The following is a 15,282-nucleotide window of genomic DNA, read 5'->3' on the forward strand; positions in this document are numbered from 1 at the left end:
GGGTTACTCCTCCGCTTTGCCATGATGCATGGTGGGGTGCATGCCAGTGGCACCGTGCCCCATTTCTTGATGGACAGGGGCCTTGTTCCAGGTGTTGTAGTGCTGCATGTACTTGAACATGATCTGGTGGAACAGCCCGTCGCTCACCGCGCTGAAATATTCCACTGGGTGGTCTTCGCTGGGCTTGGCGAGCTCGGCATAACGGGTACTGTCGAGGGTTGGATGACCTTGTTTCATATCGCTTGCCCAGCGCTCGAATACTGCTTCGTCCACCGCTTTGGTTTCGAAGTGCATACCGGAAAACCCCGCACCGCTGTAGTTGGCCGAGAAGCCCTCAAAGGTGCCTGGCTCGTTGGCGATCAGGTGCAGTTTCGTCTCCATGCCGGCCATGGAATAGATCTGACTTCCCAGTTGCGGAATGAAAAACGAGTTCATGGTGGATTCGGAGGTGATCTTGAAATTCACCGGCACGTTAGTGGGGATCACCAGCTCGTTGACCGCGGCTATGCCCTGTTCTGGATAAATGAAGAGCCACTTCCAGTTGAGGGAAACCACTTCCACGGTGAGCGGTTCGCGCTCGTGTTCCAGTGGTTTGTAGGGATCAAGACTGTGGGTGGAGCGCCAGGTAATGACGCCGAGAATGACCACAATCACCACCGGGATAAGCCACACGGTGGCCTCGATCTTGGTGGAGTGGGCCCATTTGGGCGCATAGATTTCATGCTCCCGCCCTTCGCGGTATTTCCATGCGAAGTACAGGGTCATGACGATCACCGGGATCACCACCAGCAGCATCAGCACGGTGGAGATGATAATCAGGGATTTTTCATCGACACCCACTTGTCCCTTGGGGTCGAGCACGCCGCCGTCGCATCCCGCCAGTGCAAGCACGGCGGCAGACAGCGCAGCGTTTCTGAGGCTACGAATAAACACGAGGAGCATTCCTCTCGCTATGGAGGTTGATAACAACTACCGGGGGTAGTGAGAAATGCGCTGGCTAATTTCGAGCGAACAAGTCCAGCCCCTGCTGCCGCAGGCAGTCAGGTCAACGGATTTGTTGATTCCGGAAAAAATCAGCGCGCACGGTCGGAAAGACCGAACTGTTTACGCGCGGAAGGGGGGCGCCCGAGAGGAATGGGCGGAGCGGTGTGCGGAGCACAGTGCCGGAGTCGGCGGTTGCTGTGCGCGGAGAAAATGTTTGAAAACGGCGCGCAGGCTTCTGAAAAAACTGAGCAGCAGTTGCAGCCAGAAATGCCGGAAAACGAAGATGCTGGTAATCAGCAGGGCGGCGCAGGCAAGCGCGACGATGGTTTCCGAGGTGATGCCGCTTTCAAGGATCGGCATAAATTCAGCGGGGTTTGGCGGAAACCCGAATTGCAGCAGCAGGTTGGAGAAACCGAAGAAGGCGCTGCCCAGCAGCCAGAATACGAATGCCGCCTTGACCTTTGGGTCAAGGTTGGCCGGAGGTATTCCGGGGGCATTGGTAAGACGGCTGATCGCTTTCAAAAACTCATCCAGCGGGTAGTGCTTGCAGGTGACACCCTGCGTCTTGAACCGGGGATTCGTTCAAAGAATGTACTTTCCCCGGCGGTTGCGCGCGAAGCCTACCAAACAATCCCGGGGTGTACAAAGGGAAACCGTCTGCTGACCGGTCAGTAGGCGCCGCGGATCAGCTCGATTCCCGGTTCGAGTGCCCGGCGCCAGGCCTGCGCGGTGGCGTCCTCAAAGTACGGGTCGTATTGCTGCAGTGTTGCCAGCAATGCGTCGAGCCACAGGCCGTACCATTTCGGGCGGATATTGTAGCCGCTGCGGGAATGACTACATCCCAGCGCGCGCAGCTTGGTATCCGGCATGCCGCGAGCGTGCAACACCAGCTGCATGATGCCGTTGCGCAACAGATGCCGCTGGGCGGCCATGTCGGTATTGGCGAACAGTGCACGGATTTCTTCGGAGCTACCCATGAAACGATCATAAAAATCGACAAAGAAATGTTCGTTATTACAGCAGCGTCCATAGCTCTGAAACACCACATCGCTGTCGGCATTCCCCATCGTGGATCTCCGTGAATTTTGATACCAGTAAATACGGTCGGCGGTGCACCGCCCTCTACGCACGTCGCTGATCGAGGCGGGGGGATTCTATTGGCAGGGTTTTTGGAGAAAATTGATCTAGATCAAGCCGGTTGATTAAATTGATCTGGATCAATTCGCTCTTTCTGGTAGTAAAAAATTTTCCATGGGCTCGGAAATAGAAAAGGGGCCCATTTGGCCCCTTTCTTTTGCTTGTTGTACTCAGCTGCAGTTTTTGCCTTTGTTGGGACTTTCCCGGTAGTTGTTCAGCTGCCGCCCGCTATTGGGTGTCCGTCCACATTCAGCTCGGAAATAGTTCCAATTTCCAGTTGTGCGATTTTTTCTGCAATTTTTTCCTTGTCACCCACTATCACCCACACAAATTGTTCCGGCTTGATGGTCTGCTTCGCCAGTTTGCGTACCCGCTCCAGGTCGATACCGCGCACCTGCTCGGCGTAGCTGTCCATGTAATCCAGTGGGCGTTCATAAGTGACGAGGGATGACAGGGCGCCGGCCACAGCGTTGATGGTTTCAAAGCGCCCTGGCAATTCGTTGATGCGTTTGTCCTTCAGTTTCTGCAGTTCATCCGCCTTGGCTGGATTACTGCCGATATACGCGCGCAGTTCCTTTTGCAGTTCCGCGAGGGATTCACTGGTCTTGTCGGTCTGCACCGGGGCATACACCAGCAGTGGTTGCTGGCCTTTGGCGCCGGTGAGGAAGGAGTAGGCGCCGTAGGCCCAGTGCTTGTCCTCTCGCAGGTTCATATTGATGCGCGCGGTAAAGGTACCGCCCAGAATATCGTTCATCATGTGCAGGGTTTCGCGCTCGGGGATTTTCTCCGAGGGTGCGAGCAGGCCGCCGATGATGATGGACTGTTCCGATCCGGGTTTGTCGATCAGGTAAACGCTGGCTTTTTCCGGCAGCGCCACCTGCGCGAGATTTTTCATCGGCTTGGCAGATTGCGGTGCGGTCCAGTCGGCGAAGTGCTGCTGCAGTTTTTCCTGCAGTTGCGGCATGGTGATGTCGCCGGCAACGATCAGGGTGGCATTGTCTGGGCGCAGCCAGGTTTGGTGGTAGTTCATCAGGTCGCCGCGGGTGAGTGTGGCGATGGACTCCTCGGTGCCGCTGCCGGTAAACGGAATGCTGTAGGCATGCCCCTCACCGTACAGCAGCGGCGGCAGGTTGCGCAGGGCCATCTGCACCGGTTTGGTTTTTTCCTGCTGGATGCCGGCGATCCAACGGCTGCGCTTGCGCTCGATTTCTTCATCGGCAAACGCGGGGTTCAGCAGCACATCCGCGAACAGTTCGATGGAGGCGTCGAGATTACTGGTGAGGGCGTTCAGGCTCACGCTGGAAGTATCGAGGTCCGCGCTGGTACCGATGGTGGCACCGAGGATTTCCTCGCGCGCGCTGATCTCCAGTGCACTCAGGTGTTTGGTGCCTTCCTTCAGCATGGACATGGTGTAGCTGGACGTGCCGAGGCGCGCGCCCTGGTCCGCGGCGTAGCCCGCGTCAAATTGCAGCTCCATGTTCACTACCGGCACCGAGTGACGCTCGGCCAGCACGATCTTCAGGCCGTTGGGCATTTCCGCGGTCTGGATATCCGGGAAGGGCACTGACGGGAAGTCGCCCAGCGCCGGCAGTTTGCTGCGGTCGGCGCCGCTTGCAGCGGTTTTGTATTCAGGGAAGGGGTGCACTTCGATCACGTGATCACCGCTCGACAGCCACCTCTGTGCGGCGGACTGCACCTGCGCCTGTGTCAGTTGCTGGCGGTGCGCCATCGCTTCCAGGTAGCCGTTGGGGTTGTCCAGATAGAGCTCGCCGCGGGCGAGGATCACGCCCTTGCCGCTCCAGCCGCCCACTTGTTCCAGGGCACGCGCGGTGGCGGCGTAATCGGTCATGTTGACCCGCGCCAGCTCTTCGCTGCTCGGGCCCTCGGCGAGAAACTTCTGCAGTTCCTCGTCGATAGCCGCTTCCACAGTGGCGAGATCCACACCGGGTTTGGCGTCGGCCACCACCTGGATCATCGACGCCAGTTCAAATTCGTATTCAGACACGTACACACTGGTGGCGATCTGGTCCTGGTAGACCAGGCGTTTGTACAGCCGCGAGTTTTTGCCATCGCCGAGGATGGAGGCGGCGAGGTCGATGGCTCCCGCGTCTGCGTGGCCGATGTTGGGGGTGTTCCAGGCCTTGTAGATGCGCGACTGCGCCACGCGGTCAAACATACTCTCGCGGGTGGACTGGTCGCGCTTGGCGATCCACGAGTCCTTCTTCGCCAGCGGCGGGCCCGCGGGAATATCACCGAAGTATTTGCTCACTTTCTCTTTCGCGGTGGCGACATCGATGTCGCCCGCCAGTACCAGCACAGTGTTGGCCGCGCCGTAGTAGGTTTTGAACCACTCGTGCACGTCTTCCAGGCTCGCTGCATTGAGATCTTCCATGGAGCCGATGGTCTCCCAGGAATAGGGGTGGCCGGCGGGGAAAATGGCCTGCTGCATCTTGCCCATGACCTTGCCGTAGGGTTGGTTTTCCCCCTGGCGCTTCTCGTTCTGCACTACACCGCGCTGCTCGTCGAGTTTTTCCTGGGTGATCACACCGAGCAGGTGGCCCATGCGGTCGGATTCCATCCACAGGGCCATGTCCAGCGCGTTGCTCGGCACCGTTTCGAAATAGTTGGTGCGGTCGAGCCAGGTGGTGCCGTTCATGCCGGTGGCGCCGGCCTGTTCGAAGGGCTTGAAGTATTCGTCGTCGTAATTCTCCGAGCCGTTGAACATCAAATGCTCGAACAGGTGGGCAAAGCCGGTGCGCCCGGGTTTCTCGTCCTTGGAGCCCACGTGGTACCACACGCCCACAGACACGATTGGCGCCTTGCGATCCTCGTGCACGATTACCCGCAGGCCATTGGGCAGGGTGAATTTCTCGTAATCGATACTGAGTGCTTGCGGGGTGGCTGCGGTGGACTGCAGTACTTCTGCGGCGCCTTTGTCGGGCGTGGAGATCTTGCCGCTTTCGTTGCCGTTGTTGTTGGGGTCGCCGCAGGCGGCGATGGCGAGGGCCAGGGTGGCTGGCAGCCAGAGTCTGTTTGCCATAACAGGTTTCCTTATTGTATTGGCTTTCATTATTCAGGGTGTTGTGCGTTCGAGACCGCACCGCGGAGATATCCCGCGAACTTATGTCGACGCCTGTTTATAGTTGCCGGTGGGAGAGGCTGCAATGCCGGGGGACCATCTCCCGGCTAAACGTCGCCCTCGTGCTTGAACTCCACCGTCCAGTGGCCTTCCATATCCTCACTCACCAGAACCTGGATGGGCCGACAGCACACAGCACAGTCTTCGATGTAGTGCTGGCTGCCGGCGGAAGTGTCGATGAGCATCAGGATGGTTTCGCCGCAGTAAGGGCAGCGATCGCTGAACTCCTCAATCTTTCCTGTGGGTCTATTCATGGCTCCTCCTCTGAACCGGTTGCCGCGGGCAGGGCCTCTAGGTAAGGCGCGGCCCAGGCCGCGAGGGTGTCAGCCACGTACACCGCGTCTTCCCGCCGGGTGAGCAGGTGATCGGCGCGATCCAGGCTGATAAAGCTTTTGGGATGCAGGGCGCGGTTGTAGATATCGGCAGCCTCGTCGATGGACACCACCTGATCTACCGGTGAATGGTAGATCAGCAGCGGCCGTCCCAGACGGTGGATATAGCCCTCGACGATGGATTCCACGTCGTCCACGAACTGCTTGCGGATGATGAACGGTCGCCCGGACAGTTTCACCTCCGCCCTGCCCTCGCTCTGGATGGTGTCCAGTGCGCAGGAAAACTGTTTCAGCACATGTTCCGGGTCCGCCGGTGCGGCGATGGTGACGATGGCCTTTGCCTCAGGCACCGATGCCGCTGCCGCGAGCACGGCAGCGCCGCCCAGACTGTGGCCGATCAGCAGGCTGGCGGGTTGATATTCGTCGCGCAGGAAACTGGCGGCACTTTCGAGGTCTGCCACATTGCTGGAGAAGTTGGTGTCGCTGAAGTCTCCCTCGCTGTCGCCGAGGCCGGTGAAGTCGAAGCGCAGGGAGGCGATGCCGTGATCCGCCAAGCGGCGGCAGATACGGGAGGCGGCGAGCACGTCTTTGCCGCAGGTGAAGCAGGGGGCGAACAGCGCGAAACCGAGCGGGGAGCCCGCCGGAGTTTCCAGAATCCCGGCCAACCGTTCGCCGCGGGCATTGGGGAAGGTCACTTTGTGGCGGCGATTGCGGCCGCTGCCGGCGTCGGACATGGACACTCCTGTCTATGGGTAATGGTGCGCATCCGCGAGGGGCTTCCGGGCAATGGTAGAGAGCCGGAATTACCCGGGCAACGCACCACCGCGAACTTTTTTGCCGTCTTGTAATAATGACAGCGGTGTCAGATCGTTTTGCGGAGTGTGCGGTAATTCATTTACAAAACGGGTTGATATACTCCGCGCCGAATGCCCAGTGGCCCCCGTGTGGGCAGGGACAATCGCAACAGCTTATAATCCGCGCCCGCTTTCTCTGGCCTGAGCTGGGAAGGTCGGAGTGAGTAAGTATTCAGCAACCAGAAAGCAAAATGAGGATTGGCTATGGCGGTTAAATTGATGAAGGACCAGGATCTGGCGGGCAAGCGCGTACTGATCCGCGAAGACCTGAACGTGCCGGTAAAAGACGGAGTGGTGACCTCCGACGCACGCATCCGCGCGGCACTGCCCACCATCAAGGCCGCCGTAGATGCAGGCGCCAAAGTCCTGCTGATGTCCCACCTGGGACGCCCCACAGAAGGCGAGTATGAGGAAGAGTTCTCCCTCGCGCCGGTGGCCGCGCACCTGGGCAAGCTGCTGGGCAAAGACGTGCCGGTGATCAAAGACTGGCAGAGCAGCGCGGAACTTGCCTCCCTGGAAAATGGCGAGGTCGCCCTGCTGGAAAACGTGCGTTTCAACAAAGGCGAGAAGAAAGACGACGAGGCGCTGGCCAAGCAATACGCGGCCCTGTGTGACATCTTTGTAATGGACGCCTTCGGCACTGCACACCGCGCCCAGGCCTCCACCCACGGAGTGGCCAAATTCGCCCCCGTCGCCTGCGCCGGCCCGCTGCTGGCGGCGGAACTGGACGCGCTGGAAAAAGCGCTGGCGAATCCGGCGCGCCCGATGGTGGCCATCGTCGGCGGCTCCAAAGTCTCCACCAAACTGACCGTACTCGAGAGCCTGTCCGACAAGGTGGACCAGCTGATCGTGGGCGGCGGCATCGCCAACACCTTCCTTGCCGCCAGCGGCAAACCGGTGGGCAAGTCCCTGTGCGAGCACGACCTGATCGACACCGCCAAGTCACTGATGCAGAAATGCGATATCCCGGTACCCACCGATGTAGTGACCGGTAAGGAATTCAGTGAATCCGCCGCGGCGGAGACCAAGCCGGCCGACGCCGTGGCCGAAGACGACATGATCTTCGACATCGGCCCGGACACCTCCGCGGCGCTGGCGGAAATCCTCAAAAACGCCAAGACCATCATCTGGAATGGCCCGGTGGGCGTGTTTGAATTCGACCAGTTCGGCGCCGGTACCGAGCACCTGTCCCGCGCCATCGCCGCGAGTGACGCCTTCTCCATTGCCGGCGGCGGTGACACCCTGGCCGCGGTCGACAAGTACGGCATTGCCGACCAGGTTTCCTATATTTCTACAGGAGGGGGTGCCTTCCTTGAGTATGTGGAAGGCAAGGAGCTGCCGGCGGTAGCGATTCTGGAAACCCGTGCCGGCGAGTAATCACCCGCGTTATTGGGCATCCGGGACGCGCAATCGTCCCGGATGCGCAGCAAGAAGTACTCGTTTGTAAGTAGTACCCATCATTAAAAAGAGATGCGGCCGGAGCCTGGCTCGAGGAACCGCACAACTGAGTGGGCCGCTCATAGAGTTCTGTTACCGACCTCTATGAGCGGCCCACTCCAATACCAGCTAAATTTCGACGAGAAAGGGTTTTTTTTCATGGCTTTAATCAGCTTGCGCCAACTATTGGACCACGCTGCCGAGTTCGGCTACGGCGTGCCCGCGTTTAACGTTAACAACCTGGAGCAGATGCGCGCGATCATGGAGGCGGCGGACCAGACCAACTCCCCGGTCATCGTGCAGGCATCCGCCGGCGCACGTAAATACGCCGGCGCCCCCTTCCTGCGCCACCTGATCCTGGCCGCAGTGGAAGAATTTCCACACATTCCGGTGGTCATGCACCAGGATCACGGCACCAGCCCCGCCGTGTGTCAGCGCTCCATCCAGCTGGGCTTCAGCTCGGTGATGATGGACGGCTCGCTGATGGAAGACGGCAAAACTCCGTCCTCTTACGAGTACAACGTAGACGTGACCCGCCGCGCGGTGGACATGGCGCACGCGTGCGGCGTGTCTGTGGAAGGTGAGCTGGGCTGCCTGGGTTCCCTGGAAACCGGCATGGCCGGCGAGGAAGACGGTGTCGGCGCCGAGGGCAAACTGTCCCACGACCAGCTGCTGACCGACCCGGAAGAAGCCGCCGACTTCGTCAAGAAAACCCAGGTGGATGCGCTCGCTATCGCCTGTGGCACCAGCCACGGCGCCTACAAGTTTTCCCGTCCACCGACGGGCGACATCCTCGCCATCGACCGTATCAAGGAAATCCACGCCCGCATCCCGGATACTCACCTGGTCATGCACGGCTCCTCTTCCGTACCGCAGGAGTGGCTGAAGGTGATCAACGAGTTCGGTGGCGAGATCCCGGAAACCTACGGTGTGCCGGTAGAACAGATTTGCGAGGGCATCAAATACGGTGTGCGCAAGGTCAATATCGACACCGACCTGCGCCTTGCTTCCACCGGCGCGGTGCGCCGCTTCCTGGCGGAAAACCCATCTGAGTTCGACCCGCGCAAGTTCCTCGCCGCCACCACCAAGGCCATGAAGGAAATCTGTGTGGCCCGCTATGAGGCCTTCAACACCGCCGGCAATGCCAGCAAGATCAAGCCGATCAGCCTGGAAACCATGTTCCAGCGCTATGAAAAAGGCGAACTGGTGCCGAAGATCAATTGATCTCAGTGGCATGAAAAAAGGGCGAACTTCGGTTCGCCTTTTTTTTAGAAAAAGCAGTACCATTGGGTCATGGATCTGCTCAACGACCTCAATGCCGTCGAGATAAGTCCGGTTATCCGCCGGCCGGATTACTCCGCCCTGCGCAGCCAACTGCCGCAACTGGACTTCGCCTGCGACCAGCCCCTACCAAAATCGGTAGTCTCCTACCGCAATTTCTATCGCCTGAATTTTGATGAAGCCAGCGCTACCGGAATTGGTACTTTCAGCGCCGCCGGCTTTGAGCTCGTCGCCCAGTACTGGCTGGTGCAGAACCCCACAGGCACCCTGTTTATCTGCCACGGCTACTTCGATCACACCGGCGTCTACGCCTCCGCCATCCGCTTTGGTCTCGAACGCGGTTTCAATGTCGTTGCGGTGGATTTCCCCGGACACGGATTGTCCAGCGGTGAGCCGGTGGCCATCGACAGCTTCATGCAGTACCGGGAAGTGCTGGAAGCCCTGCTATGGCGAGCGCGGGACCGTATGCCGCAACCCTGGCACGGGCTGGGGCAGAGTACCGGTGGCGCCACGCTGCTGGCCTACCTGCAGTTCAGTCACTGGCAGCCGTTCGACAAGGTCATGTTACTCGCGCCGCTGGTGCGCCCGGCCAACTGGCATTTGCGCAAGTGGATGTTCTACCTGGGACGCTTCCTGATGCCTCGCCCCAATCGCGGTTTCAATATCAACACCCACGATGCGGAGTTCGCCCGCCGCCAGGCCCACCGCGACCCACTGCAATCGCCGGTGATGTCGATTCGCTGGCTTGGGGCGATGGTGGACTGGTTGCATCTGTTTCCCAGGTCCGCGCGCAACCTGCGCCCGATTCTCGTGGTGCAGGGCACCGACGACAAAACCGTAGACTGGCGCTACAACATGCGCGTGATCCGCGACCGTTTTCCCAACAGCAAGCGGGTCATCGTGCGCGGTGCGCGCCATCAGATGATCAATGAGACCCAGCCCTACCGGCAACAGATCATCGCTGCCCTCGACGGCTGGCTCGCGCAGTAATTCCTCTTCTCGATTTCCCTACAGTGCCGTCTTCCGCAGCTGGTGCCGTTTGCGCCGCTGTAACAGTGCGTCCGCGGAATACAGCAGCAGCGCAAACCACACGATGGCGAAGGTGATGAGTTTGTTATCGCTGAGCGGTTCGCCGTAATAAAAGGTGGCCAGCAATAACATCAGGGTCGGTCCCAGATACTGCAGGAAACCCACGGTGGAGAGGTTGAGGCGGCGCGCAGCGATATTGAACAGCAGCAACGGCGTCAGGGTGACGGGGCCGGCGAGCAAAAGCAGGCCGTTCAGTTCCCAGCTGTTGTGCAGCAGGTTGCTGCTGGGGCTGTCGGTCCAGATCAGGAAACCGACGGCGAGCGGCAGCATATACAGGGTTTCCACCGCGAGCCCGGTGAGACTTTCCACCGGCGCGCGCTTGCGTACCAGGCCGTAGAAACCGAAGGTCAGCGCCAGGAACAGCGCGATCATTGGAACCCGCCCGAACTGCCACAGTTCATAGCTGATTCCCACTGCGGCGATCGCCACCGCCAGCCACTGTAGCGGGCGCAACCTCTCCCCCATAAACAGCACACCCAGCAGTACGCTGATCAGCGGGTTGATGTAGTAGCCGAGGCTCGCATCCAGAATGTGCTGGTTGGTGATGGCCCAGATGAATACCAGCCAGTTGCTGCCGATCAGCAGGGTCGACAGCAACAGCGTGCGCATTTTCCTGCCAGAGCGCAGCGTGCCGCGCAGGTCTTCCAGCTTGCCCATGGCCGCGAGCATCAGTAGAGCCAGTACAAAGGCCCAGATACTGCGGTGGCTCAGGATTTCCGGTGCGGAAATACCGTCCAGCAAATTGAAATACAGTGGTGCCAGCCCCCAGATAAGAAAGGCACCAATGCCCGCCAGCAGACCGCTGGCGGCGGATTCGGGATTCTGGTTTTGCACGTGGAAACCGCCTTGGCGCACCGGATGGGAAAACGGTGGGCCGTAAGATTCGGGAAGACAGGGAAAAAGAAACCCGGACTTCGCAGCTGCTGGTGCAGTGCGCCGTCCGGGTTCGGGAGAGTTTAACAGACGCGTCTGCGCCCGTCAGTCTGCGCCCATCAGATTGGGGATCAGAAAAGTACGCGACAGCGCAGGGTGCCGGGAATGTTTTTCAGTTTTTCCAGCGCCAGGTCCGAGTACTCTGCATCCACGTCGATCACCACGTAACCGACGGTCTCGTTGGTCTGCAGGTACTGGGCCGAAATATTGATGCCGTTTTCCGAGAACACCTGGTTGATGGCGCCGAGCACGCCGGGCACGTTCTTGTGGATGTGCAGCAGGCGGTGCGCGCCGGCGTGGCCGGGCAGTGCCACCTCGGGGAAATTCACCGAGCTGGTGGTGGTGCCGTTGTCGGAGTAGAGCGCCAGTTTGTCGGATACTTCCACACCGATATTTTCCTGGGCTTCCACGGTAGAACCGCCCACGTGCGGGGTCAGCAGAGCGTTGTCGAGGCCGCGCAGGGGCGACAGGAACTCGTCGTCGTTGCCGCGGGGTTCCACCGGGAATACGTCGATGGCGGTACCGGCCAGGTGGCCGCTCTTCAATGCTTCCGCCAGCGGTTCGATCTCCACCACGGTGCCGCGCGAGGCGTTGATCAGAATCGCGCCTTTCTTCATCTTCGCGATCTGCTCGGCGCCGATCATCCACTTGGTGGAGGGCAGCTCTGGGACATGCAGAGAGACCACGTCAGACTGCGCCAGCAGCTCGTTCAGGCTGTTCACCTGAGAGGCGTTGCCCAGCGGCAGCTTGGTGACCACGTCGAAGAAGATCACGCGCATGCCGATGCCTTCGGCCAGGACAGAGGTCTGGGAGCCGATGGCGCCGTAGCCGACAATACCCAGGGTTTTGCCGCGGGCCTCGTAAGAGCCCACCGCGGATTTCTGCCAGCCGCCGCGGTGGCACACCATGTTCTTCTCGGGGATGCCGCGCAGCAGCATGATCGCTTCGGCGATCACCAGTTCGGCTACGCTGCGGGTGTTGGAGTAAGGTGCATTGAATACCGCGATACCGAGCTCGGTGGCGGCTTTCAGGTCCACCTGATTGGTGCCGATACAGAAGCAGCCCACGGCGATCAGTTTGGGTGCGCTCTCGAGTACCTTGCGGGTCAGCTGGGTGCGGGAGCGAATCCCGACAAAATGCGCGTCGGCAATCTTCTCGATCAGTTGGTCTTCTGGCAGCGCGGATTTGATGTATTCCACATTGGTGTAACCACGGGCAGACAGCAGATCCACCGCGGACTGGTGAACACCTTCCAGCAGCAGGATACGGATTTTGTCTTTCTGAAGAGAAGTCTGAGGAGCCATAACAGGTCTCTTGGCCGAGCGCGAAAAAACCGCGACAGTTTAGCGAAAGTCGTTGGGAATCGCCGGGGACCCGGCGAGGGCGGCATCATACCACAACGGCTTTGCAAAACTTTATACGCAATTTTTATCCTAGTTATCGAATTTGGTTATGTATAAACACGCTTTCACCTGCAAATCTCCCGTCGAGCTGCCTCTCCGCAAGATCGTGTGTGTCGGGCGCAACTACGCCGCCCACGCCGAGGAACTCGACAACCCGGTGCCGGAAGAGCCGCTGCTGTTCATCAAGCCCGCCACGGCGGCGGTACCCATGGCTGAGCCGGTGCACCTGCCGCGCGGCCGCGGCAGCTGTCATTTCGAGGGCGAGCTGGCACTGCTGATCGGCGAGAAACTGACGGACGCCAACGCCTCCGAAGTGGCGCCGGCCATCGCCGGCCTCGGGCTGGCACTGGACCTGACCCTGCGGGACCTGCAGGCGGACCTGAAAAAGCAGGGCCACCCGTGGGAAAAGGCCAAGGGATTCGACGGCTCCTGCCCGTTGTCGCCGTTTGTAAAGCTGGACTGGCTGCCAGACTGGGACAACCTCACCTACACCCTGTGGTTGAACGATGAGATCCACCAGCGCGGCAAGACCAGCCACATGCTGACACCGATTCTGGATCTGGTGGCGTATATCAGCAGCTATTTCACTCTGCTGCCCGGCGATGTGGTGCTGACAGGCACCCCGGCCGGTGTGGGTGAATTAAAGGCCGGGGATAAGATCGCGATGGGACTGGAGGACGACTGGCTATTCATCGAGTCTCGCGCTGTGTGATACGCCCGGCGGGCCGGGCGCGAAACAGCTGGGTGCAAAATTACCTGGTGGAAATAGCCAGTCACCGAAGTATTTGCGCGGTTAGATACCGCGGCGGAAACTCGCGATCTGAAAACGGTGCTCGAAACCCAGTTGTCGATAGAGCCCCTCACCCATGCGCGAAGCCTGCAGCGTGGTGTAGCGTGCGCCGGAGGCTTGGCAGTGGGTGAGCACCGCCTGCATTAGTGAGCGCGCGATACCGAGGCCGCGAAAATCCTCGGGCACGCCCACCATGTGGATGCCAGTGACCACTCCGGTGCGAAACAGCAATGCGGTGGCCACCATCTCACCGTTGCGCTCCGCCCACCACAGGCTGGCATCGGGATGCCGGACGAGCTGTTCGATTACCGCGGCGTCGATGTGGTAGCTGAATGCCGCGCTGCACACCTCGGTCCAGCTTGCCGCTTCATCGGCGGAGCGGACCCGGTGCAGTGGCAGTCCCCCAGCGGCCGGCGCCGGCTGCCAGTGCGCCAGGTCCAGATGCATCGCCTGCTGTTCCAGAGCGACTCCATAGCCAGCGTCCCGCAGTCCCTGCTCCAGCTCCGGATCTTGTGCAAAAACGGGCACCATAGCGCGGGCGGGTAGTTGACGTAGCAGTGTCTTCAGAGACTCGGCCGCTGGCAATGCGCCCTCTCGGGGAAACCAGAAGCGGTTTGGCCAGCGGTCGCAGGCAAGCACCCCGGCATGGTCGGGTAGGGGCGTTGCCCCCATCGCCGTCCACAGCGCGGTCAAGTTGTCGATATTGGCTTTGTCCAGCGCGTCGCCGTTTAATTGGACTTCAATCATATTCCCCGGCGTCAATAGCTTACCCATGTGTTACTCCCAGTTGATCAACAATATGCCCGCTGCAAGTGCCGCCACACCCAGCCCGCGGGCCCCGGTGATTGGCTTTTGCGGAAGATCGAACCAGCCGAAATGGCTGCTGATCATGGCCACCAGAATTTGCCCGGTCAGGGCAAAAGACATCATCTGTCCCACGCCCATGCGGGGAATCAGGAAATAAAACATCCCTACACCAAACGCACTGAGCAATCCGCCAAACCACAGATAAACCGGCACCGCCTGGAGTACCGAATACGAAACGGGTTGTCGCAACGCAGTTAGGGCCGCACCTGTCGTTACCAGGCAGCTGATACCAAACACGATGGCGGTGGCGAGCAGGGAGTTGCGCAGCAGGACGCCCAGTTGCGCGTTCATGCCGGCCTGCAGCGCAATGGCGGCTCCGGCAGTCATGGCCAGGGCAGCGAACCACACGCTACACCACCTGCACGAATTCGCGCGGTGCCAGGCGCACTTTGGGGAGGTCTGCCTGATCGTCGTCCGGGTGGCGGTGCCCCAGCACGCACAGCGTGGTTGCGGTCAGCCCCTGTTCCGGCAACCCCAGCACCCGGTCAAAACCCGCCGCTTCGAATCCGGTGATCGGGCAGCTGTCAATGTTCTGCAGCGCGGCGGCGGTCAGCAGTGTGCCGAGGGCAATAAAGGCCTGCTCTCTGGCCCACGCCTGGCGCTCTGTCGCCGTCATCCCGGATAGCACCGTTTTTATATGGTCGGCCATGCCGGACTGTGCTTCCGGTGTCAGATCGTGCAGGCGGCCTCGCAAGGCCATATAGCGATCAACCGTCGCGTCACCGGCGTTGGTTTCCGTGGCGAGGACCAGCAAATGTGAGCATTCCAGTACCTTTTGCTGCCCCATTGCATGGGGCAACAGCTGCGCGCGGAGCGCCAGGGAATCCACCTGAATCAGGCGGTAGGGCTGCAATCCATAGGATGATGCGCTCAACCGCGTTGCTTCGACCAGGCTGTGGATAACCTGATCGGGCAGGCGCGCCTGCGTAAAGCGGCGCGCCGCGTAGCGCCAGTGTAGTGCGGACAACAGTTGCATGGCTTTCTCCCGAGTATCCAGCGGAGCCGGAGCGGCTCTGTGTGATGCGGGCGAGTGTAG

General features: G+C 60.2%; 15 protein-coding genes. 5 read left to right on the plus strand and 10 right to left on the minus strand.

Annotation, left to right across the window (positions count from 1 at the left end; all coding sequences use genetic code 11):
- Window positions 1-3 precede the first annotated feature (3 nt).
- Window positions 4-933, minus strand: a complete 930-nt coding sequence (cyoA, locus tag GNX18_RS15910) for a ubiquinol oxidase subunit II (RefSeq protein WP_166219318.1) — start codon at window positions 931-933, stop codon at window positions 4-6.
- Between the two features lie 261 nt (window positions 934-1,194).
- On the opposite strand from cyoA, the gene GNX18_RS15915 reads away from it, so the two are divergent.
- The gene (locus GNX18_RS15915; protein ID WP_166219320.1) at window positions 1,195-1,659 is read left to right on the plus strand and encodes a hypothetical protein; all 465 of its coding nucleotides are present in this window, start codon (window positions 1,195-1,197) and stop codon (window positions 1,657-1,659) included.
- On the opposite strand, the gene GNX18_RS15920 is transcribed toward GNX18_RS15915, so the two are convergent.
- The 4 genes from GNX18_RS15920 to GNX18_RS15935 form a co-directional block, all read right to left on the minus strand.
- The gene (locus GNX18_RS15920) at window positions 1,653-2,051 is read right to left on the minus strand and encodes a globin (protein WP_166219322.1); all 399 of its coding nucleotides are present in this window, start codon (window positions 2,049-2,051) and stop codon (window positions 1,653-1,655) included. The two genes, GNX18_RS15915 and GNX18_RS15920, sit on opposite strands and share 7 nt — an antisense overlap.
- Before the next feature lie 284 nt (window positions 2,052-2,335).
- Entirely contained in the window at window positions 2,336-5,161 is a 2,826-nt protein-coding gene (locus GNX18_RS15925) for a pitrilysin family protein (protein WP_166219324.1), read from the minus strand.
- Between the two features lie 146 nt (window positions 5,162-5,307).
- Window positions 5,308-5,514, minus strand: a complete 207-nt coding sequence (locus GNX18_RS15930; RefSeq protein ID WP_166219326.1) for a CPXCG motif-containing cysteine-rich protein — start codon at window positions 5,512-5,514, stop codon at window positions 5,308-5,310.
- Window positions 5,511-6,326: an alpha/beta hydrolase gene (locus GNX18_RS15935; RefSeq protein WP_166219329.1), complete on the minus strand. Its 816-nt coding sequence runs from the start codon at window positions 6,324-6,326 to the stop codon at window positions 5,511-5,513. The genes GNX18_RS15930 and GNX18_RS15935 overlap by 4 nt, the downstream gene beginning before the upstream one ends.
- Window positions 6,327-6,650: 324 nt before the next feature.
- Between GNX18_RS15935 and GNX18_RS15940 the strand changes: the two genes are divergently transcribed.
- From GNX18_RS15940 to GNX18_RS15950, 3 genes are all read left to right on the plus strand, one after another.
- On the plus strand, window positions 6,651-7,823 hold the full coding sequence (locus GNX18_RS15940) for a phosphoglycerate kinase (protein ID WP_166219331.1): 1,173 nt from the start codon (window positions 6,651-6,653) through the stop codon (window positions 7,821-7,823).
- Window positions 7,824-8,042: 219 nt separating this feature from the next.
- The gene (gene fba / locus GNX18_RS15945; protein ID WP_138234489.1) at window positions 8,043-9,107 is read left to right on the plus strand and encodes a class II fructose-bisphosphate aldolase; all 1,065 of its coding nucleotides are present in this window, start codon (window positions 8,043-8,045) and stop codon (window positions 9,105-9,107) included.
- 69 nt (window positions 9,108-9,176) lie between these two features.
- Window positions 9,177-10,154, plus strand: a complete 978-nt coding sequence (locus GNX18_RS15950; RefSeq protein ID WP_166219333.1) for an alpha/beta hydrolase — start codon at window positions 9,177-9,179, stop codon at window positions 10,152-10,154.
- Between the two features lie 18 nt (window positions 10,155-10,172).
- Here the strand turns inward: GNX18_RS15950 and rarD are convergent, their stop codons facing one another.
- Entirely contained in the window at window positions 10,173-11,087 is a 915-nt protein-coding gene (rarD, locus tag GNX18_RS15955; protein WP_138234491.1) for an EamA family transporter RarD, read from the minus strand.
- A gap of 170 nt (window positions 11,088-11,257) precedes the next feature.
- Window positions 11,258-12,490: a phosphoglycerate dehydrogenase gene (serA, locus tag GNX18_RS15960; protein WP_138234492.1), complete on the minus strand. Its 1,233-nt coding sequence runs from the start codon at window positions 12,488-12,490 to the stop codon at window positions 11,258-11,260.
- 148 nt (window positions 12,491-12,638) lie between these two features.
- Between serA and GNX18_RS15965 the strand changes: the two genes are divergently transcribed.
- Window positions 12,639-13,301 (plus strand): fumarylacetoacetate hydrolase family protein, encoded by a 663-nt coding sequence (locus GNX18_RS15965; protein WP_166219335.1) that lies wholly within the window; start codon window positions 12,639-12,641, stop codon window positions 13,299-13,301.
- Window positions 13,302-13,382: 81 nt separating this feature from the next.
- On the opposite strand, the gene GNX18_RS15970 is transcribed toward GNX18_RS15965, so the two are convergent.
- Genes GNX18_RS15970 through GNX18_RS15980 form a run of 3 tightly spaced genes read right to left on the minus strand, consistent with a single transcriptional unit; the run spans window position 13,383 to window position 15,222 of the window.
- The gene (locus GNX18_RS15970; protein WP_166219337.1) at window positions 13,383-14,153 is read right to left on the minus strand and encodes a GNAT family N-acetyltransferase; all 771 of its coding nucleotides are present in this window, start codon (window positions 14,151-14,153) and stop codon (window positions 13,383-13,385) included.
- A 3-nt stretch (window positions 14,154-14,156) separates the two neighbouring features.
- On the minus strand, window positions 14,157-14,594 hold the full coding sequence (locus GNX18_RS15975) for a DMT family transporter (protein ID WP_240914042.1): 438 nt from the start codon (window positions 14,592-14,594) through the stop codon (window positions 14,157-14,159).
- A 1-nt stretch (window position 14,595) separates the two neighbouring features.
- Entirely contained in the window at window positions 14,596-15,222 is a 627-nt protein-coding gene (locus GNX18_RS15980) for an NAD(P)H-dependent oxidoreductase (protein ID WP_166219339.1), read from the minus strand.
- Window positions 15,223-15,282: the final 60 nt, after the last annotated feature.

It is taken from the genome of Microbulbifer sp. SH-1 (assembly GCF_011326135.1).
GTDB classification, from domain to species: domain Bacteria; phylum Pseudomonadota; class Gammaproteobacteria; order Pseudomonadales; family Cellvibrionaceae; genus Microbulbifer; species Microbulbifer harenosus.